The 20,213-nt window shown below is 61.3% G+C and carries 18 protein-coding genes; 9 read left to right on the forward strand and 9 right to left on the reverse strand.

Features of this window, described 5'->3' with window-relative positions; genetic code table 11:
* Positions 1 to 3: 3 nt before the first annotated feature.
* From C7U61_RS17560 to C7U61_RS17580, 5 genes are all read right to left on the reverse strand, one after another.
* Complete coding sequence (locus C7U61_RS17560) at positions 4 to 1,422, reverse strand: aminotransferase class III-fold pyridoxal phosphate-dependent enzyme (RefSeq protein WP_106999358.1); 1,419 nt, start codon at positions 1,420 to 1,422, stop codon at positions 4 to 6.
* A 20-nt stretch (positions 1,423 to 1,442) separates the two neighbouring features.
* Positions 1,443 to 2,126, reverse strand: a complete 684-nt coding sequence (locus C7U61_RS17565; protein ID WP_106999359.1) for an MtnX-like HAD-IB family phosphatase — start codon at positions 2,124 to 2,126, stop codon at positions 1,443 to 1,445.
* A 103-nt stretch (positions 2,127 to 2,229) separates the two neighbouring features.
* Positions 2,230 to 3,606, reverse strand: a complete 1,377-nt coding sequence (locus C7U61_RS17570; protein ID WP_106999360.1) for a HAMP domain-containing sensor histidine kinase — start codon at positions 3,604 to 3,606, stop codon at positions 2,230 to 2,232.
* A complete protein-coding gene (locus tag C7U61_RS17575; protein WP_106999521.1) occupies positions 3,603 to 4,259 on the reverse strand; it encodes a response regulator transcription factor in 657 nt (218 codons plus the stop codon). Before C7U61_RS17575 ends, C7U61_RS17570 begins: the two co-directional genes overlap by 4 nt.
* Positions 4,260 to 4,421: 162 nt before the next feature.
* Positions 4,422 to 5,279 (reverse strand): LysR family transcriptional regulator, encoded by an 858-nt coding sequence (locus C7U61_RS17580; RefSeq protein WP_106999361.1) that lies wholly within the window; start codon positions 5,277 to 5,279, stop codon positions 4,422 to 4,424.
* 103 nt (positions 5,280 to 5,382) lie between these two features.
* Here C7U61_RS17580 and C7U61_RS17585 point away from each other — a divergent pair, with 103 nt between their 5' ends.
* Positions 5,383 to 5,811 (forward strand): VOC family protein, encoded by a 429-nt coding sequence (locus C7U61_RS17585; RefSeq protein ID WP_106999362.1) that lies wholly within the window; start codon positions 5,383 to 5,385, stop codon positions 5,809 to 5,811.
* A 76-nt stretch (positions 5,812 to 5,887) separates the two neighbouring features.
* Here C7U61_RS17585 and C7U61_RS17590 read toward each other — a convergent pair whose 3' ends face one another.
* Positions 5,888 to 7,324, reverse strand: coding sequence for a PLP-dependent aminotransferase family protein (locus tag C7U61_RS17590; RefSeq protein ID WP_181315869.1), 1,437 nt, complete (start codon positions 7,322 to 7,324; stop codon positions 5,888 to 5,890).
* Positions 7,325 to 7,445: 121 nt separating this feature from the next.
* On the opposite strand from C7U61_RS17590, the gene C7U61_RS17595 reads away from it, so the two are divergent.
* The 4 genes from C7U61_RS17595 to C7U61_RS17610 all read left to right on the forward strand — a co-directional run bounded on the left by C7U61_RS17595 (position 7,446) and on the right by C7U61_RS17610 (position 11,026).
* Positions 7,446 to 8,309, forward strand: a complete 864-nt coding sequence (locus C7U61_RS17595) for a DMT family transporter (protein ID WP_106999364.1) — start codon at positions 7,446 to 7,448, stop codon at positions 8,307 to 8,309.
* Positions 8,310 to 8,393: 84 nt separating this feature from the next.
* Positions 8,394 to 8,858, forward strand: coding sequence for a nuclear transport factor 2 family protein (locus C7U61_RS17600; RefSeq protein WP_106999365.1), 465 nt, complete (start codon positions 8,394 to 8,396; stop codon positions 8,856 to 8,858).
* 1 nt (position 8,859) lies between these two features.
* The gene (locus tag C7U61_RS17605; RefSeq protein WP_106999366.1) at positions 8,860 to 9,423 is read left to right on the forward strand and encodes a TetR/AcrR family transcriptional regulator; all 564 of its coding nucleotides are present in this window, start codon (positions 8,860 to 8,862) and stop codon (positions 9,421 to 9,423) included.
* 277 nt (positions 9,424 to 9,700) lie between these two features.
* Positions 9,701 to 11,026 carry a glucoamylase family protein gene (locus tag C7U61_RS17610; protein WP_106999367.1) on the forward strand — a complete coding sequence of 442 codons (1,326 nt, stop codon included), beginning with the start codon at positions 9,701 to 9,703 and terminating at the stop codon, positions 11,024 to 11,026.
* Positions 11,027 to 11,120: 94 nt separating this feature from the next.
* Here C7U61_RS17610 and C7U61_RS17615 read toward each other — a convergent pair whose 3' ends face one another.
* Together C7U61_RS17615 and C7U61_RS17620 are read right to left on the reverse strand one after the other, a co-directional pair.
* Positions 11,121 to 12,656, reverse strand: coding sequence for an aldehyde dehydrogenase family protein (locus C7U61_RS17615; protein ID WP_106999368.1), 1,536 nt, complete (start codon positions 12,654 to 12,656; stop codon positions 11,121 to 11,123).
* Between the two features lie 40 nt (positions 12,657 to 12,696).
* A complete protein-coding gene (locus C7U61_RS17620) occupies positions 12,697 to 13,980 on the reverse strand; it encodes an FAD-binding oxidoreductase (protein ID WP_106999369.1) in 1,284 nt (427 codons plus the stop codon).
* Positions 13,981 to 14,187: 207 nt separating this feature from the next.
* Between C7U61_RS17620 and C7U61_RS17625 the strand changes: the two genes are divergently transcribed.
* Complete coding sequence (locus C7U61_RS17625; protein ID WP_015341532.1) at positions 14,188 to 14,424, forward strand: Lrp/AsnC ligand binding domain-containing protein; 237 nt, start codon at positions 14,188 to 14,190, stop codon at positions 14,422 to 14,424.
* A gap of 244 nt (positions 14,425 to 14,668) precedes the next feature.
* A complete protein-coding gene (locus tag C7U61_RS17630; RefSeq protein WP_106999370.1) occupies positions 14,669 to 15,871 on the forward strand; it encodes a glycosyltransferase family 4 protein in 1,203 nt (400 codons plus the stop codon).
* Here C7U61_RS17630 and C7U61_RS17635 read toward each other — a convergent pair.
* Positions 15,838 to 16,692 carry a glycosyltransferase family A protein gene (locus C7U61_RS17635; protein ID WP_106999371.1) on the reverse strand — a complete coding sequence of 285 codons (855 nt, stop codon included), beginning with the start codon at positions 16,690 to 16,692 and terminating at the stop codon, positions 15,838 to 15,840. The genes C7U61_RS17630 and C7U61_RS17635 overlap by 34 nt on opposite strands.
* 186 nt (positions 16,693 to 16,878) lie before the next feature.
* Between C7U61_RS17635 and C7U61_RS17640 the strand changes: the two genes are divergently transcribed.
* Positions 16,879 to 18,393 carry a polysaccharide biosynthesis C-terminal domain-containing protein gene (locus C7U61_RS17640; RefSeq protein ID WP_106999372.1) on the forward strand — a complete coding sequence of 505 codons (1,515 nt, stop codon included), beginning with the start codon at positions 16,879 to 16,881 and terminating at the stop codon, positions 18,391 to 18,393.
* Positions 18,394 to 18,403: 10 nt separating this feature from the next.
* Positions 18,404 to 20,194 carry an alpha/beta fold hydrolase gene (locus tag C7U61_RS17645; protein ID WP_106999373.1) on the forward strand — a complete coding sequence of 597 codons (1,791 nt, stop codon included), beginning with the start codon at positions 18,404 to 18,406 and terminating at the stop codon, positions 20,192 to 20,194.
* The last annotated feature ends 19 nt before the right edge of the window (positions 20,195 to 20,213 follow it).

The following is a 20,213-nucleotide window of genomic DNA, read 5'->3' on the forward strand; positions in this document are numbered from 1 at the left end:
GTCTTATCTCCGGGCCGCGCGCGTCAGAAGCTGATCGAGCAGCGCAAGCGCCAGATCGATCTCTTCGCGGGTGATGAGCAGGTTCGGAGCGAAGGTGATGACGTTCTTATGGTAGCCGCCGACGTCAAGCACGAGGCCGTAGGTCCTGCCGCCGACCTGAAGATCGCCCTTCATGCCTTCGTCGCACATCCAGTCCATCGTCGCCTTGTCCGGCGTGTAGCTGTCGTCCTTGCAGATTTCCATGCGCAGCGCCAGGCCGAGACCATCGACTTCGCCGACGATGGCATGCCGCTTCTGCAGCTGCTTCAGTCCGTCGAGGAAATGCGCGCCCTTCTCCATGATCGCGGCGCCGAAATCCTGCTCTTCCAGCATCTTCATCGTTTCCAGCGCAACGGCAGTGCCCATCGGATTGCTGGCGAAGGTGGAATGCGTGGAGCCGGGCGGGAAGATCTCCGGATTGATCATCTCTTCGCGAGCCCAGACGCCGGAAAGCGGGTTGAGACCGTTGGTGATCGCCTTGCCGAAGATCAGCGCATCCGGCGAAACGCCGAAATGCTCGATCGACCAGAGCTTGCCCGTACGGTAGACGCCCATCTGGATTTCATCGACGACGAGCAGGATGCCGTGATCGTCGAGCACTTTCTTCAGTTCGACGAAGAAGTTCATCGGCGGAATGACGTAGCCGCCGGTGCCCTGGATCGGCTCGATGTAGAAGGCCGCATATTCGGACTTGCCGGCTTTCGGGTCCCAGACGCCGTTATATTCGCTCTCGAACAGGCGGGCGAACTTCTGAACGCAGTAATGTCCGTATTCTTCCTTCGACATGCCCTTCGGGCCGCGGAAGTAATAAGGGAACTCGACGAATTGCGCGCGATCGCCGAAATGGCCGTAACGGCGGCGATAGCGATAGCTCGAGGTGATTGCCGAAGCGCCGAGCGTGCGGCCGTGATAGCCGCCTTCGAAGGCGAACATCAGGCTCTTGCCGCCGGTGTAATTGCGCACGAGCTTCAAGGAATCCTCGACGGCCTGCGAGCCACCGACGTTGAAGTGGACGCGGCCCTTGCGGCCGAACTTGCGCTCGGCATCCTGGGCGATCATCGCGGCAAGCTCCACCTTTTCGCGGTGCAGATATTGCGAGGCGACCTGCGGGAGACGGTCGAGCTGGCGGTGCGCAGCCTGGTTCAGGCGCTCGTTGCGATAGCCGAAGTTGACGGCGGAGTACCACATCTGCAGATCCAGGAACGGCGTTCCGGACCGATCGTAGACATAGGAACCTTCGCATTCCTCGAAGAATTTCGGCTTGTCCGTGTAGTGAACCGTATCGCCATGGGAGCAATAGAGCTCCTCAAGAACGCGCAATTCCTCTTCGGAGCGGACGGACTCGGTCTCGCCGCTGAAGGCTTCGGCTACATTCGTTTTCATTCAATGCCTCTCGGTCTGTTTTACGCTGTCTTGAAGTGCGGCAGCGTACGGGAGCGTCGCTCGACGCTCGGGAGAACGGCTTCCATCTTTGGAAGCAGGTCGGAAAAGTCTTCGAAACCGACATAGGGAATGCCGCTTTCCTCGCAGTAATCGACAAGCTTGGCCTTGGCGAAAACGAGGTCCACCTTGTCGGAAACGCAGAAGTCGCTGCGCCCGTCGCCGATATAGACCTGCAGGTCGCTGCTATCGACGACGCGGCATTTGCAGACGCCGGCGCCGGATACGCAGCCGGTCGCCGTAAACGGCGGAAACAGCGAATAGGATTCGCGGCCCTGGGAAACGCTGCAGGTCAGCACGTTGGCGACGATCGGCAGACCCTCGATGCCGTGACGCGCCAGGATGCGCCGGATGAAATAATCAACACCGTCGCTGACGATCGTGACAGGCAATTCGCCGCGGCGGCAGAAGGACAGGAAAGCCTCGAAACCGGAATCGATCGCCAGCGTATCGAGAAAACGGTCGAGCTCGCCTCTGCTTGCCTTGATGAGAGCGATCTGCCGGCGCATGCATTCGCCGGAGCCGATCTGCCCCTGCTTCCACAATTGCTCGATATCTTCCCACTCGGAACCGGCGAAACGGGTTAGCACCATATCCGTCGCGTCTTCGATGGATATGGTTCCATCAAAATCGCAAAACACCTGCATCAAATACCCCTTCGCCTAATCTTAAGTTGCGTCTAACAACCTCAGATGAGCCGGGCATGAGCGGAAAATGATGCGAATATGAAAAACGACGAGGCTGTCATTTTTAGCTGAGCGGCAATCTCAAATCGACTTGAAGACCGCTACCCAGACGAGATGTGGAAAGATCGACGGTTGCTGAAAGGCGGTCTGCGGTGTCTGCGACGATCGCAAGGCCAAGGCCAGCCCCTTCGGTGTGAAGCGTATGGAGGCGGTAGAAGCGCTGGAACACCGCCTCCCTTTCGTGCGGCGGAATGCCGGGGCCGCTGTCGTTGATCGAAATGCAACCGAAGCCATCCTCCGAGGCGATGGAAACTTTGATTTCCCCGCCGGCGGGCGTGTATTTGATCGCATTGTCGAGCAGGTTGGTGACGAGCATGCGCAGCAGGGCCTCGTCGGTTCGGATCTGGATCGCTTCGTCCCCTTCCAGCACGACGTCGAGCTTGCGGCTGGTGATGATGTTGCCGAATTCAGCAATGAGCGACGCCATCCAGTGATAAAGCTCGATCGAGGTGAGATTAAGAGGGTGATGACTGACCCTGGCGAGCCGCAGCAGCTGTTCGATAAGATGGATGGTGCGGTTGTTGCTGGCCACCAGATCGGAAATGATCGCCTGGCGCTCCTGATCGCTGTCGCTGTTCTCGAGCATTCGCAACAGCAGCTTCACGCTCGCCTGCGGCGTGCGCAGCTGATGCGCGGCAAGATCGGAAAAGCGTCGCTCCAGCGTCAGCGATTGCCCGAGCTTTTCAAGCAGCTGATTGATCGACCGGCCAAGCGGCAGCAGATCGCGCGGCAGCTCTTCGACCGGGATAGCCGAGAGATCGTCGGGCGATCTGGTCCGGATTTGCCGCACCAGCCCGTGAATCGTGCGCAGGCCGCTATTGATGCCGAGCCAGATGAGAAAGCCGATGACCGGCACCAGCATCAGCAGCGGAAAGAACAGATTGAGCAAGATATTGGAAACGAGCGTTTCGCGCAGCGCGATCTTTTCGCCGAGCTCGATCACGATGGTCGTGTTCGGGATCGGCAGCGAATAGACGCGCCACTCATCGCCGCCATAGGTCAGCGTGGTAAAACCCACCTTCTGCTGCGGAACGTCAGAGAGAAAGGCCGTGCTGCTGTAGAAGCGGATCTTGCCGTCGACCCAGGCGCGGAACATATGCGCATCGGCATAGTCATCAGCGTCTTCGTTGAAGGCCAGCTGATTGTCCATGTTGAAATCGATGTCGTCGATCTGCTTGGCGCCATGGTCCGGATTCTTCTCCAGCGGCCGACGCAGCAGGCTCCAGATCACATTGGCATCATCGATGAGCTGGGCATCGTAGATATTATTGATTTCCCGCGTCGCGCTGTTGAAGGCGAAGGCGGCGATCACGACGATCGTCACCACGACAACCGGCGCGATGCGCAGAAACAGCTTGCGGGTGAGCGTGGAATTGTTCATCGCTCGATCATATAGCCGACGCCGCGGATCGACTTGATGAAATCGGTGCCGAGCTTCTTGCGCAGATTGTAGATCGTCACTTCGATCGTATTGCTCTCGACGGTGTTTTCCGCGTCATAAAGCGCATATTCGATATCGTTCTTCGTCACGTATCGGCCGCTGCGCTCCATGAGCAGCTTCAGGAGATGGAACTCCTTCGCCGTCGTATGGACCTGCACATTGCCCTTGCGAGCCACCATGGCGGAGGGATCGACCTCGACGTCACCGCAGCGGATGACGCTTTCGGTGCGTCCGTCGCGCCGGCGGATGAGCGCCCGCAGCCGCGCCAGCAGCTCGTCGAGATCGAACGGCTTGACGAGATAGTCGTCCGCACCCTCATCCAGGCCCTCGACCTTCTGGCGCACGGAATCCATCGCCGTCAGCAGCAGCACAGGCACGGAATTTCCCCGCTGCCGGATGCGCCGCAGCACCTCCATGCCGCTCAGCTGCGGCAGATTGATATCGAGCACGATCGCCGCGAAATGCGAATGCTCCGCCGCTTCGAGGCCGGATTCGCCGTCGCGCATCCAGTCGACGCCATAGGCGTGCTTTTCCAGCGCCTTCTTCAGCGATGAGCCGAGGATATTGTCGTCTTCAACAAGCAGAACGCGCACGACCGGCCTCACTAAACGGTGTATTCCATTGCGGATATGAACCGCACTTGGAGCGGCCATGTGGCAAAGCTATGACGGATATTTTCCGTGTGGCAAGAGCTTCAGGAAGAGACGGCATTGCCGCTGGCGGCTCGGAGGCACGGTTTTGTGCCGAATATGGTCTTATTGCTGAGTCGCCATCAGGCATTCTGCAAGACAGATTGCGGCTGGCATACTCTCCTGCGGCTGCAATATCCCTATCTCGCGATAAAATGCAGGTCCGGATAGGGGCACCATGCGGATCGGCGCCACCGGAGGAGGACTGCCGTCGACAACAGGCAGAAGTGCCACCCCGAGCCCCTGTCCGACCAGCGCGACGATCCCTGCTATATCGTCGATCTCCACCGATTCCCGCGGAACGATCGAATGCGACCGCAAGAAGCGGTCAACCTGCCGCCCTCCGAACGAGCTGCGATCATAGCGGATGAAGGGCTGCTCGCGCAGCAGCGTTCGCCAGTCGTCGCCCTGGAGCCGCTCGGGAACCGCAAGCACATAGGGCTCGCGCACCAGGGGTCGCCAGATGAGATTTTTGGGCAAGCCGAAAGGAGGTTCGATCAGCACGGCGAGATCGAGTTCGCCGGCATCGAGCAGGTCGAGCAGATGCAGCGACACCCCTGGGACGATGCGGAGGTGATGGTTTGCAAATCGCTGCCGAAAAGGACCGAGTGCGCGGGCAAGCAGCGCCGATTGAACGGAAGCGATTGCGCCGACGCGCAGCTCGCCGCCCGAGGTCTCGTCGACGGGATCGGCAATGTGCTCGAACATCGCGATAATGCTCTTGGCGCGCTCGAGCGTTCTAAGCCCGGCGGCATTCAGCGTTGCGGAGCGGCCCGTCCGCTCGAACAGTTTGACGCCGAGCCTTTCCTCGAGCCGTTTCATCTGCCCGCTGACAGCGGCCTGCGTCAGGCCAATGCGATCTCCCGCCGCAGCAAACGTTCCGAAGCGGGCGATAGCCACAAGGGTTTGAAGTTCCGCAATCATGATTCATAATTTTTCCTGTATCTCAACATCACGATATACCATTTTTCATAGAGAAAAATGTATCTTATTAATGGCTGCATCACTCGCTTCTCCGGAGACCATCATGAGCGCAGCACCGCTTCATCCCTTCCACCTCGCATTTCCCGTCAACGATCTCGCTGCGGCGAGGAGCTTCTATGGCGGCCTTCTCGGTTGCCCCGAAGGCCGCAGTTCGCCTGATTGGATCGATTTCAACTTTTACGGCCACCAGATCGTTGCCCATCTGGCGCCGGGTGAAACGACCGACGTGGCAGCAAACGCTGTCGATGGCCACGGCGTCCCGGTACGCCATTTCGGCGTCGTTCTGTCGATGGAGGAATGGGAGGCAGCCGCCGAGAAGTTGGCGAAAGCCGACATAGAATTCGTCATCAAGCCCTATATCCGCTTCCGCGGCGAGCCGGGTGAACAGGCGACCATGTTCTTCAAGGACCCGAGCGGCAATGCCATCGAGATGAAGGCTTTCGCCGACATCAACAGCCTCTTCGCCAAATAGGGATCAGACCGGCGACAGGAGCAGCCGCCACGGTGGAAACCGGCCGGTCGGGAATGCTCGTGTCGCCGGTAAACCTCTAGGCTGGCGTAAGGCCGGTCGCAACGGGGTCCCTATGCTTCATCCGCAGCTTTTGCATGGATGCTTCCAGCACGTCGAAGATCCGGGGCTCGGCCGATTGCGCGACGTTGAACCGCATGAAGCGGCCGGCCGTTTCCGACAGGCTGAAAACATTGCCCGGGGCGAGGATGACACCTTCCGCGAGGCAAGCACGGGCAAGGTCGGCGGCATCAAGCCCTTCCGGCAGCCTGCACCAAAGGAACATGCCCGCATGCGGCTTGAGCCATGGGGTGATACCGATCGCTTCCAGCCGGGCCGAAACCTCATCCATCGCCTTTGCAAGCCGGACACGCAGCGCCTCGACATGCTTGCGATAACTTCCATCCTTCAGCGCGAGATAGACGAGCTCGGCCGACACTTGCCCGCAGCTGAAGCTGCTGGCGACCTTGAGATCGACGAGATCGTCGATCCAGGCCGGCTTCGCGGCGACGAACCCGCAGCGGATGGAGGCCGACAACGTTTTCGAGGAACTGCCGATATGAATCACCCGCTCCAGCCCGTCATAGGCGGCCAGGCGCGGCGCCGGCACCTGCTCGAAATCGGCGAAGATATCGTCCTCGATGATGACGAGCCCGGCAGCATCCGCCAGCTTCAGCAGCCGATGCGCCGTGACGGGCGAGAGCGTTGCACCCGTCGGGTTGTGAATGGCGGAGTTGGTGATGTAGAGCCGCGGCTTGTGCCGTTCGAGCGCTTGGCCGAACAGTTCGACATCCGGTCCCGTCGGCGTGAAAGGCACGGAAACGACTTTGGCGCGATGCGCCCGCAGCAGCGCATGGAAATTGAAGTAGCAGGGATCGTCGACCACGACGGTATCGCCGGGTTTGAGTAGGAAGCGGCAGAGAAGATCGATCGCCTGCGTGCCCGATTCCGTCAGCATGATCTGATCCGGCGGCACATTGATGCCGTGTTCGCCCAGGCGCCGGGCCAGCAGCTGCCGCAATGGCTGCAGGCCGAGCGGCGTCCCGTAATTCGCAAGCACTCCGATATCGCCGCGCGCCAGCGTCCGCATCGCTTTGCGCAGGGCCGTCTGAGGCAACCATGAAGGCGGCAGCCAGCCGCAGCCCGGCTTCAGCGTATCGTCGCCGACTTCGAGCGACTGCCGCGAGATCCACAGCGGATCGACATTGCGGCCCGATCTCGCCCCCGTTTCGGAGAGCGAGAGCGGCGGCAGCGGCCCGCAGACATAAAAGCCGGACCCGGGCCGTGAGCGGATCACGCCCTCGGCCGCGAGCCGTTCATAGGCTTCGACAACGGTGGAAACGGAAACCCGCATCGTCTTGGCAAAGCTGCGCACGGACGGAAGCCGCGCGCCGGGCGCGAGGCTGCGCGCAGCGATGCGCTCCGATATCGTCGCCATCACGCCTTCGATCCGGGTTATGCCAGCAGTGCCGGTCATCGAAAGATTGTCCATCCGTACTGCGCCTTTAACCATAACAGTTCGTATGAATTGTACTGTACCGTCTCTGGCTCGACCAGGCAAATGCGCCGATACCGCGAGCCAGTAAGGAGCACACGCAATGGACAAGACGACGACAGGATGGATCTACGGTTTGACGGGTGTGGTCATCTTCAGCGGCTCGCTGCCGGCCACGCGCGTGGCCGTGATGGATTTCGACCCGCTGTTCCTGACCGTTGCCCGAGCCGTAATTGCCGGCCTTCTGGGACTTGGTCTGCTGCTCGCCTTTCGTGAGAAGCGCCCTACCCGCGGTGATATCGCCTCGCTGACGATCGTCGCCCTCGGTTGTGTCGTCGGCTTTCCGCTCTTGACGGCACTGGCGCTGAAGCACGTCACCTCAGCCCATTCGATCGTCTTCATCGGATTGCTGCCGCTGGCGACCGCCATATTTGGCGTGGTGCGCGGCGGCGAACGGCCGCGCCCGGCCTTCTGGATATTCTCCATCCTCGGCAGCGCGCTCGTCTGCAGCTATGCGCTGGCGCAGGGTGTGTCAGCCTCGCCGGTCGGCGATCTCCTGATGCTTGCCGCCGTAGTCGTCTGTGGCCTCGGCTATGCCGAGGGTGCCGTGCTCGCGCGCCGGCTGGGCGGTTGGCAGGTCATCTGCTGGGCGCTGGTTCTGTCCCTGCCCGTCACCGTCGCGCTCTGTATCATGACAATGCCGGATAGCATGGCCGGAATCGGCGGGCCCGCCTGGCTCGGCCTCCTCTACGTCTCGCTTTTCAGCATGCTGATCGGCTTCATCTTCTGGTATCGCGGGCTCGCCCAGGGCGGTATCGCGGCCGTCGGCCAGCTGCAGTTCCTGCAGCCCTTCTTCGGCTTCGCGCTTGCCGCAGCCCTCCTCAAGGAAAGCGTCAGCTGGTCGATGCTGGTCGTAACCCTTGCCGTCGTCGCCTGCGTCGCCGGAGCCAGAAAGTTCGCGCACTGAAGGGCGGTATCACGAAAAAGCACGTCGCTTGACCCTTTAAACCGATCGGTCTATTTAAAGCCAATCGGTTTAAAGGAGCGCATCATGCCAACCCCACTCGTCCCGCCCTTCACCCGCGAAACCGCCATCGCCAAGGTCCGCATGGCCGAGGACGGATGGAACAGCCGCGACCCGGAGCGTGTCTCCAAGGTCTATACGGAGGACAGCCAATGGCGGAACCGCGCTGAATTTCCGCGCGGCCGCAAGGAAATCATCGAGTTCCTGACACGCAAATGGGCAAAAGAACTGGACTACCGGCTGATCAAGGAACTCTGGGCTTTCGAGGGCAACCGCATCGCCGTGCGCTTTGCCTATGAGTGGCATGACGACAGCGGCCATTGGTTCCGCTCCTACGGCAACGAGAATTGGGAATTCGACGCCGAGGGCCTGATGCAACGCCGTTTCGCCTCCATCAACGACATGCCGATCAGGCAAGAGGACCGGAAATTCCATTGGCCGCTCGGCCGGCGGCCGGACGATCACCCCGGCCTCTCCGACCTCGGCCTGTGAGATGGTGCGCATCCTCTTCGAAAAGGCCGATGCCATCGCCCTCGTTGCCGAAGTCTTTCGCGAGCTCGGCTACGAAGGTGCCTCGATGAGCGAGATCACCGCCCGCACGAAACTGTCCAAGGGCAGCCTTTATCATTTCTTTCCGGGCGGCAAGGAAGAGATGGCGGCCGAGATCATGGCCAATATCGACGCATGGTTCGTGACTGAAATGTTCAAGCCGCTGGAAGAGGAGGAACCGCGCGCCGCGATTGCCCGCATGTGGGAGACGACGGACAGCTATTTCCGCTCCGGCCGCCGCGTCTGCCTGATCGGCGCCTTTGCACTGGATGAAACGCGCGACCGCTTCTCCGCCGCCATCGGCGGCTATTTCCATCGCTGGATCGAATCCCTTTGCGGCGCTTTGCTCAGGGCCGGGGCGCCGGGCGCCGAGGCGAAGATGCTCGCCGAAGAGGCCGTCGGCGGCATCCAGGGCGCGTTGACGCTTGCCAGAGCCCTCGGAGACGAGGCAGTGTTTGGCAGAACCCTGGCGCGGCTGAAGCACCGGTTGGACGCAGCACTCGGCTAAGGCCATCTTATCGACGTGAATCACTGAACTATCGATGCTCCGCCCTCGACGAATGGCTCATACCATCAGCTATTCCTCCACTTCTGCTGGCGATCCCACGAAAAATCGCCCGGGAGGGGCATAACCAGACCTCAGAGCTGGGGATGACCGCCTCAACAACCCACTGATATTAAAGAATCCTCCACAAAAGTATGTCATCGTTAATCATGTTTGATTTGCAACTATCCAAGCTCCCATGTTCAGCAGGGAATGGGAGCATCGAGGAGATGGATAGAAGATGCTGCAGCAGGTAAACGAAACCGACGACGCGCTGATCGATCAACTGCAACGGTCGGCCTTCGACTATTTCATGCTCTATACCAACCCGGAAAACGGACTGGTGGCGGATACGTCGATCAAGACGAGCCATTGCAGCATTGCCGCCGTCGGCTTCGCCCTGTCGAGCTATCCGGTCGCCGTCGAGCGCGGCTGGATCACCCGAGCCGATGCGGCAAAGCGGGTGTTGGCCGCCCTTGATTTCTTCGCAGACAGCCAGCAGGGCACCGAACGCGGCGCCACCGGCCATCGCGGTTTCTATTATCACTTCCTGTACATGGAGACCGGCAAGCGCGCCTGGAATAGCGAGCTTTCGACGATCGATACCGGCCTGCTGCTGCTAGGCGTCCTGACCGCCGCCGCCTATTTCAATGGAAACAGCCAGGTCGAGCGCGATCTCCGCAAGCAGGCGAAATTTCTTTACGAGCGCTGCGACTGGCATTGGGCCTTGAACAAGGGCCAGACCATCAGCATGGGCTGGAAACCCGCGAGCGGCTTCCTGCGCTGGCGCTACCAGGGCTATGACGAGGCGATCTTCCTCTATGTGCTGGCGCTCGCCTCGCCCACGCATGCGATACCATCCTCCAGCTACGATGCCTTTGCCTCGACCTATACCTGGATGATGTTCAAGGATACGCCCTTTCTCTATGCCGGGCCGCTCTTCATCCACCTCTTCTCGCATGCCTGGATCGATTTCCGCGACATCCGTGACGAGCATGTCGCCGACAAGGATACGGACTACTTCCGCAATACGCAGACGGCAATTGCGGTGCAGCGCGACTACACGGATCGCAATCCCGGCCATTTCGTCGGCTATACGAAGGATGTTTGGGGGCTTTCCGCCTGTGACGGCCCGAACCCGACCGGCACAAAACATAGCCTGCGCTATGCCCCCAAGGTCTTCGGCTATGCCGCCCGCGGCGCGCCGCTCGGTCCCGACGACGGCACCATCGCCCCTTGGGGACCGCTGTCCTGCCTGCCGTTCGACCGCGAAGCGGCACTCAATGGCACGCGGGCACTGCTTTCAACCTATCCCAACCTGCTGCTCGACGGCCGCTTCCCCGGCGGCTTCAATCCGAGCGTGAAAGGACCGGGGCCGGAAGGCTGGGTGGACGACCGCTCGGTGGCGATCGACCAGGGGCTGCTGGTCATGATGATCGAAAACGCCCGCACCGGCATGATCTGGGATCTGATGCGGCAATCTCCGATCCTCCGCACCGGCCTGGAACGCGCCGGCTTCACCGGCGGCTGGCTGGACGAGAAGAAGGCAAAGCCTGCGATCGCCTGATTCATATCGCGACGGGCCGGCGCAAGAGAGTGGCAAAAAGACACTCGTCCAACCATCATCTGCAGCGCCTCAAAGCTCCTTGCTCGTCCCGGCGCTATGCCACGTCGAACTTGACACCCTGCGCTAATGGCAGCGTCCGGCCGTAATTGATGGTATTGGTTGCCCGGCGCATATAGGCCTTCCAGGCATCCGAGCCGGACTCGCGGCCGCCGCCGGTTTCCTTCTCGCCGCCGAATGCACCGCCGATCTCCGCGCCGGAAGGACCGAGATTGACGTTGGCGATGCCGCAATCCGAACCGCGCGAGGAGACGAAGATCTCGGCTTCCCGCATGTCGTTGGTGAAGATCGAGGAGGACAGGCCTTGCGGCACGGCGTTATGCAGCGCCAGCGCTTTGTCAAAATCGCTGTACCTCATCACATAGAGGATCGGCGCGAAGGTTTCCTGCTCGACGGGACCCGTCTGCTCCGGCATTTCGACAAGAGCCGGGCGAACATAGAAGGCATCGGCGTAACCGTTTTCGACGCGCTCGCCGCCAGTGACCTTGCCGCCGGCCGCCCTCGCAGCCGCGAGCGCTGCCTGCATGCGGTCGAAGGCCTGCTTGTCGATCAGCGGGCCGACCAGAGTGCCGGATTCAAGCGGATTGCCGATCGTCACCGAACCATAGGCCTTCTGCAGGCGTGGAACGAGCCGGTCATAGACGCTGTCATGAACGAAGAGGCGCCGCAGCGTCGTGCAGCGCTGGCCGGCCGTGCCCATCGCGGAAAATGCGACGCCACGCAGGGTAAGATCGAGATCGGCCGTCGGGCAGACGATGGCGGCATTGTTGCCGCCGAGCTCGAGGATGGCGCGTGCGAAACGGCCGGCAAGACGCGGGCCGACGGCGCGGCCCATCGCCGTCGATCCGGTTGCCGAGACCAGCGGCACCTGCGGATGATCGACCAAAAGCTCTCCAAGATCGCGGCCGCCGACCAGCAGCGTCGAAAGATTGGCCGGCGCCTCGCCGCCTTCGGCGACATAGCGCTTCAGTGCCTTTTCGAACAGAGCCTGCACGGCAAGCGCCGTCAGCGGCGTCTTCTCCGACGGCTTCCAGATGGTGGAATTGCCGCAGACGATGGCAAGCGCCGCATTCCACGACCAGACGGCAACGGGGAAATTGAAGGCCGAGATGATGCCCACCGCCCCCAGCGGATGCCAGCTTTCCATCATCCGGTGCTCGGAGCGCTCGGTGGCGATGGTCAGACCGTAAAGCTGGCGGGAAAGTCCCACAGCGAAATCGCAGATATCGATCATCTCCTGCACTTCGCCAAGACCTTCTGAAATGATCTTGCCGACTTCGATGGAGACGAGTCGGCCAAGGGCAGCCTTGCCGGCGCGCAGCTCCTCGCCGAGCAGGCGGATGAGCTCGCCGCGCTTCGGCGCCGGCACGTTGCGCCAGGACAGAAATGCCTCGTGCGCCGCCGCGATCGCAGCACTCGCCTCATCAGTCGAATGCTCCTTCAGCCGGCCGATTTCGGCGCCGGTCACAGGAGACGTGACGGCAAGCGTTCCGCCGGTGTAACGGTCGGGCGGCACGCCGATTTCCGTCAGTATGGCCTTGGTTTCGGCAGCGAGATCCGATGTCGCGGTCATCTTGTTTCCTCTTCCCTCAATGCTGGTTCCCGGAATTGCCTTAGATTCTGGCGCCGACGAAATGCGCGGCCTGGGCGCCCGCTTCATACCACATTTCCCTCGCTGCCCTGAAGCTCGGCTCGACGATCTCGGTCACCGGCAGCGGCAGATCGGCCTCGGAAATCTGCCCGAGGATGTGGCCGGCAAGCACCTTGCCGAACACGGTGCCGGGCGCAATTCCGCGGCCGTTATAGCCGGAGAAACCGACAACGTTCTGATCCAGCTTGTGGAAACGCGGCAGGGCGTTATCGGTCATGCCGATCTTGCCATACCATTCGCATTCGAACGGGATATCGCCGAGCTGCGGGAAAAGCTTTCTGATCGAGCGCCGGGCCCAGTTCTTGTGAATGGCAAGTCCGGTATTGCGCAGCGCCCCGACACTGCCGAAGACGAGCCGGCCGGCCTGATCCATGCGGAAGGACGAGAGCACTTCCTTGGTATCCCACGCCCCCTCGCGTCCCGGCAGCACGGATTTGCTGAGGTTGTCGCCAAGCGGGACGGTCGCAAAATTGAAATAGGGCAGATGGACCTGTTCATTCCGAACCTTTTCCCATGGGCCGGTGCTATAGGCGTCCGTGGCGACCACGATCCAGTCGGCGCTGACCTTGCCGCGCTCGGTCGAAACCAGCCATTTCGCACCGCTTCTTTCCGTCGCTGTCACCCGGCTGCCGGTGTGAATGGTAACGCCGGCTTTCACTGCGGCATGCGCAAGGCCGCGGGCATAGGCCAGCGGCTGCAGCGTGCCGGCACGCATGTCGAGCAGCGCCCCGGCATAGGCCGAGCTGCCGAGCCGGCGCTCCGCCTCCCGCGCATTCAGCACCGTGACCGGTGCGCCGCGCTTTCCCCATTGCCGGGCGCGCTCCTCGATTTCCTTCAGCCCTTCAGGGCCAACGGCGCAATGCAGCGTGCCGTTGCGCTCGAGTTCGCAGGCGATGCCATGCTTGTCGATCAGTTCCATGACCAGCTTCGGCCCGTTGCCGAGCAGATCGAGCAGCCGCTCGCCGTGAACGGGGCCGAGTTCGCCGGGCAGATCGTCCGGCATCACCCACATGCCGGCATTGATGAGGCCGACATTGCGCCCCGCCCCGCCAAAGCCGATTTCATTGGCTTCCAGCAGCACGACGCTGGTACCGGCTTCCGCCAGATGCAGCGCCGTCGAAAGACCGGTATAGCCGCCGCCGACCACCACGACATCGGCGGAGATATCGCCGGAAAGCGGCTTCGTTGCCGGCGGTGGCGGAGCGGTCTTTTCCCAGAGACCATGGGAGCGTAGGTCATTCAGCATGAAATCGGTCCAATCAAGAAAGCTATTGGCGCCAATCTAGCGCCATGCTCGAAATTGCGGAAGCCGCAAGAGCAACATCCGATGGACATGACATGATGCCAAAAAATCATCCGCTCTGGAGAAAAACTTGCATGGCGGCGGCGCTTTCGACCATTATAGAAAAAAGCCGGCCGCCATCGTGGCGGCAGACAGAAGCAGGACATTCCCATGAAGCCCATTTTCGTTCAGCTCCAATGCGCCCCCGGCAAGACCTACGAGGTCGCCGACGCCATCTACCAGACGGAGCTGGTTTCGGAACTGTATTCCACCAGCGGCGATTACGACCTGCTGATGAAGGTCTACATTGCCGAAGAGCAGGATATCGGCAAGTTCATCAACGACCACATCGCCAACATCCCCGGCATCGTCCGCTCGCTGACGACGCTGACCTTCCGAGCGTTTTGAGAGGCCTGGGGTGAGGGGCCAGGCACAATGGTCCAGCATTATCGCATTCACCTGACAAGCTTGACATTTCTGCCGCCTAACGCTCCCAAATTAACCCTCTTGTCCGAAACGGCTTGGCTTTCCACCCGCAGTTAAACCCTTTTTAACCGACCCGATGATCTGCTTTGCCGGCTGATCAACGGGCGGCGCGCTGCAGCGCCGGATTGCCGTCGCGCGGCGAGGCATAAAGGTCGAGGGTGGATCGATGACATCGGCGATTGCGGATATTCAAGCAAACAAGCAGGCCGGGCCGTTGATCGTGCATGTCGTGCGCCAGTTCCTGCCGAACAAAGGCGGCCTGGAAGACGTCGTTGCCAACCTCTGCCGCCAGCTGGTTTCCCGCGGCTATCGCGTCCGAGTCGTTACCTGCAACAGCCTGTTTTCCGATCCCGGCCGCCACCTGCCGGAAAGGGAAACAATCGACGGCATCGAGATCGTACGCATTCCCTGGTCCGGCTCCAGCCGCTATCCGCTGGCACCCAAAGTCTTTCGCCATCTGGCCGATGCCGACCTCGTGCATGTCCACGCCGTCGATTTCTTCTTCGATGCGCTGGCATGGGGCAAGCTCCTGCATGGGCGACCCATGGTCGCCACCACGCATGGCGGCTTCTTCCACACGCAGAAATATGCGGCCATCAAGAAGGTCTGGTTCAAAACCGCAACGCGGCTGTCCGCACTCGGCTACGCTTCTGTTATCTGTTGCAGCCAGTCCGACGCACGACTCTTTTCCCAGATCGCCCACAGCCGGGTGCGCTTGATCGAAAACGGCGCCGACGTCGGCAAGTTTTCAAATTGCGCTGCGCTGGAAGCGCGCCGCCGCATCGTCACGATAGGCCGTTTCTCGATCAACAAGCGGCTCGACCATCTTCTCGACGTCATGAAGGTGCTGGCGGCCCGCCATGACGATTGGCATCTCGATATTATCGGCGCCGAGTCCGATCTCGACCGTGCGACGCTGGAAAAGGAAATTGCCGCCCGCAATCTCGCGCGCAATGTCGCTCTGCATGTTTCGATCGACGAAGGCTCGATGCGCAACATCATCGCGCGCGCCTCGCTCTTTGCTTCGGCTTCGGAATATGAGGGCTTCGGCCTGGTGGCGATCGAGGCGATGAGCGCCGGCCTATTGCCGGTGCTGAACGCTAACGACGCCTACAAGGCCATGGCCGAAACCCATCCGGCCCTCATGCTTGCGGATTTCGCAAAGCCGGAAGCGGCCGCCGATACGCTGACCGCAGCCTTCGAACGCCTTGGGGCCGACGATCAGAGCCTGCGGCAGGAATTGCTGCGGGACGCCCGCGCCTATGCCTGGAACGAAGTCGCCCAACGCTATATGGATGTCTATGCCGAGACGCTGACGCCGCGAGGCAAATCGCCTCAGCTTCTGCGCCAGCGCGGCCAGGCGGCGTAACCTTCCAGAATGCCCATCAACCAGGCGCGCTTGTAGCGGGCTGCATCGACGTTGAAGCGCGCCAGCGCCGCCAGCCAGCCGGCGACCGGACGAAACAGCCGGTAGCCGACATAATACGACGGAAAAGCCTGCTTTCGCATCAAAGCGCCGAAGCCGCGCCCGTATTTGCGGGCTCGCTCTACCTGCCGCGGTCCGTATTCGCTGGTGACCTGATCGTGATGGACGATCAATTCCGGGAAGAACATCGCTTGCCTGCCGGCGCCGAGCGCGCGCAGCAGGAAATCCGCCTCCTCGCCGCTCTGGAAGGGCGATTCCGAACCGACGCCGAGATCCTCGTCGAAACCGCCGATATCAGCCAGGGCGGCGCGGCGCACGAAGATGCCGTTGGAATTGCCGCACTTCAGATAGTTCCAGCGCGTCAGTGCCAGCCGCGTCTCGCCCGTCGGGCTGACGGAAGCGAGACCTTCGGCATCGAGCGTGCGGCCGGTGATGATCGCCAGGTCCGGATGCGTCGAAAACAGCGCCGAGGCCGTCAAAAGCGTATCGGCCTCGTACCAGCAATCATCATCGGGAAAACAGATGTAATCGCCTGCCGCAACCGCCATGCCGTTGTTGCGTGCCCGCGAAAGTCCCTTCGGCGAGCGGATATGACGGATCGTGAAGGAAGGGGAAAAGCTGTCGATCATCGCCCGCAGCCGGTCGTCAGGATTCTGGTCGACGACGATCACCTCGAAATCTTTGTGGCTTTGTTCGGTCAGCGAGCGAAACAACCGCTCCAGCTGATCGAAACGGTCGATCGTGCAGACGATGAGGCTGAACAATGAAACCCTCCGCACAAGCCTGGGAGCGGCCAATATCAGAGAGAAAGAATATTAGCCGAAGTAAAAAATGAACTTAGGGCAGCATTAAACCCTAAATATTAAGGCATATGAAATAGAGCTGGCGCTATCCCCACGAAAAGCCGGATAGGAGCGAAGTCCCGGCAGTTTGAGGAACGGTCTATCTTCATGACGAAGAGCATAATGGCAAATTCGGTTTTGAACGCGGCGGCGGGATTGACCCTGCTTGCCACCGGTTTCGCCTGTTCGATCATCGCCGCGCGCCTGCTTGGCCCGGAGGCCAACGGCGTCATCGCCTTTTCCCTCTGGCTGACGACAACAGGCGCGCTCGTCGCCGAGCTCGGCGCCGGCGTCACCCTGCTGCGTATCCTGCCGCAGTTGAAGGGAAACGGCTATTCGGCGGAAGAGCGGCGGGGCTTTGCCGCCTACCTCCTGCAGCCGACGATTCTCGCAACCGTGATCCTGCTCGCCGGCTATGTCGCCTATTATTGGGATACGGAACGTTTGCACTGGGCGGGCGATGCGTCTGAAGTCATCGCCATAACAGGCGTATTCTTCGTTCTTCAGTCTCTTGGTGCCTACAGCAAGAACTACCTGATCGGCGAGCAGCGGGTCGGCGCTTTCCTGCGCATCACCTTGATAAGTTCGGCGCTCCAGCTCGTTACAGTCCTCTTCGGCGCGATCTTCTTCGGCATCAGCGGCGCGCTAGCCGGCTATGCGATCGGCCAGCTGCCGATGTTCATCGCGACGCTTAGGATCGCCATCGCCCGCAAGAACAGCTGCGGTGTCGGCCTTTCCACTCTGTTTAGTTCGTCGCTCATTCTCTCGATCGAACTCATCAACAGCTCGATCTTCCTCAATCGCATCGAGCTTTTGTTCCTGCAGCGGTACTGGGGTATCGAGGCGGTCGGCTTTTACGCCGTCGGCCTGTCGCTCGCCAATCTGGCGCTGCAGCTGCCGGTGCAGTTGAGCGGCAGCCTCTTGCCCTATTATTCCGAGCAGATGCACGCGCGGGAATCGGACAAGCTGCCGGTCGAGGTCTTCGCCGGTGTGGCGCGCAGTATTGCCTATATCACCCTGCCGATGAGCTTCGGCCTCGCTGCCATCTCGCCGGAGCTCGTCGTAACGATCTTCGGCCCGGCTTTTGCGCCGAGCGGCGGCATGGTGGCACTGCTGTCCCTGACCGCCGTACCCTACGTCTTCATGCAGATATGCACGCAGTATCTCTATTCGCTGGATCGCGTGCGCGAACGCACCGTCATCGGCGTCGTCGCCAGCTTCATCATGGTCATCGGCTGCGCCGTCGCCGTGCCCTTCTACGGAGGCGAGGGTGCGGCATTTATTCGTCTGCTCACCTTTGCCGCCCTTTGCCTGCTGATGGTGCGCCGAATGGAATTCGAAGGATCGACGCGCGGTATGCTCATCAACCTTGCAAAAGTCACGGTTGCTGCCATTCTATGCGCGGTTGCAGCCTATGGTTTCGTTCAGGCGCTGACCGGTGTCGCAGGTCTCGTAAGCGCCATTATCGGCGGCGCCCTTGCCTATGGCATTGCGCTCAGACTGCTGAAAGCCGTTCCAGCCGAAGACATTGACGTCTTGCAGCAGATCGCGACGCGACTGCCTGCACGCGTCAATCCGATTGCCACTCAGGCTCTGGCCCTCTTAGCGCCGCGCCGAATGTGAGGAGACTAGCATGGCTGGTTGGGGAGCCGCCGAAAAACAGGAGAAGGAAGGGCAGACAAGATCCGCAGCCTTCCCGATAACCTTCGCCGGCACCGTCGGCCTGTTTACCCCGGCCGTCACACCCTCGCGGGGCAGCGCCGTCCTGTTTCTCAGCCCCTGGGGTTTCGAGGAGATGTGCGTCCGCAAGTTCTGGCGGATACTGGCTGAAGATCTTGCCGATATCGGCATATCCAGCCTGCGCTTCGATTATGCCGGCACGGGCGATGCACTTGATATCGTCGATGCGGGCGAAGGTCTGTTGCCGTGGCATGAAACCGCGCTGGCCGCCGCCACGCAGCTGAAAGCACTTTCCGGTTGCGAGCGCTTGATCCTCGTCAGCCAGGGCCTCGGCGGCACCTTTGCCGCCACGCTCGCTGAGCGGCTTGCCGGCATCGATGGCATTGCCTTTCTCGCACCTGTCGTCTCCGGCCGCGCCTATCTGCGCGAACTGACCGTCTGGTCGAAGATGATCGATGAAAGCATGGGACTTGCCGAAGCGCAGCGCCAGGCGGAAGGCGTCACCGTCGCAAGCCTGCGCATGCCCGATAGCGCCGCCGATGCGGTAAAGAAGCTGAATCTCATGACGCTGGATCGGCTCGGCACGGCCAACTGCCTCGTGCTGACGCGCCCGGGCCGCCCCGGAGATTCCGACTTGGCGCACCATCTGGAAACGCTCGGCGCCGATGTCGCACAGGCCTCCTACGAGGGTTATGACGATCTCGTCTCGAACCCGACCATCGCCACGATGCCGACCCAAACTGGCCGGAAGATCGTCGAATGGGTGCAATCGGTCGCCGTTAAAACCATTGAGATGGCATCGGCGGATCTTGCACTGCCCGCCGCCGAGCCTCTGATCGGCGAAGGCTTTCGCGAGACGCCGCTGCGTTTCGGCGCGGACAACCGCCTGTTCGGCATTCTCTGCGAGCCGCAGGGTGCCCGCACCGGAGCGACCGCGCTTCTCCTGACGACCGCCTATGACAGGCATGCCGGCTGGGGCCGGATGTCGGTCACCATGGCGCGGGCGCTTGCCCGGGACGGCATTGCCTCCCTGCGTTTCGATACGGCCAATGTCGGCGACAGCCCGCCGCTTTCGGGCGCGCCCGAGCAGGTGCTCTATTCCCGCGAACAGCATCTCGATGTCGTTGAGGCGCTGGATCTTCTGGAGAGGCGGGCGCTGCTGCCGGCCTATGTGGTCGGGCGCTGCAGCGGCGGCTATCTCGCTTTTCAGACAGCGTTGGGCGATGCGCGCTGCCGCGGCCTCATCACGGTCAATCCCTACAGCTTCCATTGGGACGAGAGCCGATCGGTCGATGAAGCCCTGCGCTTTGCTCCCCGGTCGCTGGAAACCTATGGGCGCAAACTCCTGCAGATGGAGACGCTGAAGCGGCTCTTCGGCGGCCAGATCGATGCAAGGAGCGCCATATGCAATATGGCGACCGGTCTCGGCCGGCGGGCGCTGCGAACGGCTCGCCAACTGCTCGGCGCGTTCCCCATCTTCGCTGCGGCTCAGGGACCTGTTCTAAACGGCTTCCGCACACTCGCCCGACGCGGCGTCGATATGTCGCTGATCTACAGCGCCCACGACATCGGTCTCGATCACCTGCATGACGAGTTCGGCGAGAACGGCGCCGGCCTGAAGCATTTTCCCGATATACGCCTCACCATCATTCCCGAAGCCGACCACAATCTGACCCCACCCTATGCCCGCAAGGTCTATCTGAGAGAGGTTCGGGAGATGGGTTTGCGGCTCGGCAGCCGATGATCCGCCAACCGGAATAGCC

Origin of the sequence: Rhizobium sp. JAB6 (assembly GCF_003024605.1) — a bacterium.
GTDB lineage: Bacteria > Pseudomonadota > Alphaproteobacteria > Rhizobiales > Rhizobiaceae > Rhizobium.

What these genes read in the sequence shown, in the direction of transcription:
- C7U61_RS17570 (WP_106999360.1), bottom strand. Translation starts at nt 3,606, where the DNA reads ATGAACAATTCCACGCTCACCCGCAAGCTGTTTCTGCGCATCGCGCCG.
- C7U61_RS17620 (WP_106999369.1), bottom strand. Translation starts at nt 13,980, where the DNA reads ATGCTGAATGACCTACGCTCCCATGGTCTCTGGGAAAAGACCGCTCCG.
- C7U61_RS17590 (WP_181315869.1), bottom strand. Translation starts at nt 7,324, where the DNA reads ATGACCGGCACTGCTGGCATAACCCGGATCGAAGGCGTGATGGCGACG.
- C7U61_RS17560 (WP_106999358.1), bottom strand. Translation starts at nt 1,422, where the DNA reads ATGAAAACGAATGTAGCCGAAGCCTTCAGCGGCGAGACCGAGTCCGTC.
- C7U61_RS17645 (WP_106999373.1), top strand. Translation starts at nt 18,404, where the DNA reads ATGGCTGGTTGGGGAGCCGCCGAAAAACAGGAGAAGGAAGGGCAGACA.
- C7U61_RS17600 (WP_106999365.1), top strand. Translation starts at nt 8,394, where the DNA reads ATGCCAACCCCACTCGTCCCGCCCTTCACCCGCGAAACCGCCATCGCC.
- C7U61_RS17595 (WP_106999364.1), top strand. Translation starts at nt 7,446, where the DNA reads ATGGACAAGACGACGACAGGATGGATCTACGGTTTGACGGGTGTGGTC.
- C7U61_RS17615 (WP_106999368.1), bottom strand. Translation starts at nt 12,656, where the DNA reads ATGACCGCGACATCGGATCTCGCTGCCGAAACCAAGGCCATACTGACG.
- C7U61_RS17630 (WP_106999370.1), top strand. Translation starts at nt 14,669, where the DNA reads ATGACATCGGCGATTGCGGATATTCAAGCAAACAAGCAGGCCGGGCCG.
- C7U61_RS17580 (WP_106999361.1), bottom strand. Translation starts at nt 5,279, where the DNA reads ATGATTGCGGAACTTCAAACCCTTGTGGCTATCGCCCGCTTCGGAACG.
- C7U61_RS17640 (WP_106999372.1), top strand. Translation starts at nt 16,879, where the DNA reads ATGACGAAGAGCATAATGGCAAATTCGGTTTTGAACGCGGCGGCGGGA.
- C7U61_RS17585 (WP_106999362.1), top strand. Translation starts at nt 5,383, where the DNA reads ATGAGCGCAGCACCGCTTCATCCCTTCCACCTCGCATTTCCCGTCAAC.
- C7U61_RS17610 (WP_106999367.1), top strand. Translation starts at nt 9,701, where the DNA reads ATGCTGCAGCAGGTAAACGAAACCGACGACGCGCTGATCGATCAACTG.
- C7U61_RS17605 (WP_106999366.1), top strand. Translation starts at nt 8,860, where the DNA reads ATGGTGCGCATCCTCTTCGAAAAGGCCGATGCCATCGCCCTCGTTGCC.
- C7U61_RS17565 (WP_106999359.1), bottom strand. Translation starts at nt 2,126, where the DNA reads ATGCAGGTGTTTTGCGATTTTGATGGAACCATATCCATCGAAGACGCG.
- C7U61_RS17625 (WP_015341532.1), top strand. Translation starts at nt 14,188, where the DNA reads ATGAAGCCCATTTTCGTTCAGCTCCAATGCGCCCCCGGCAAGACCTAC.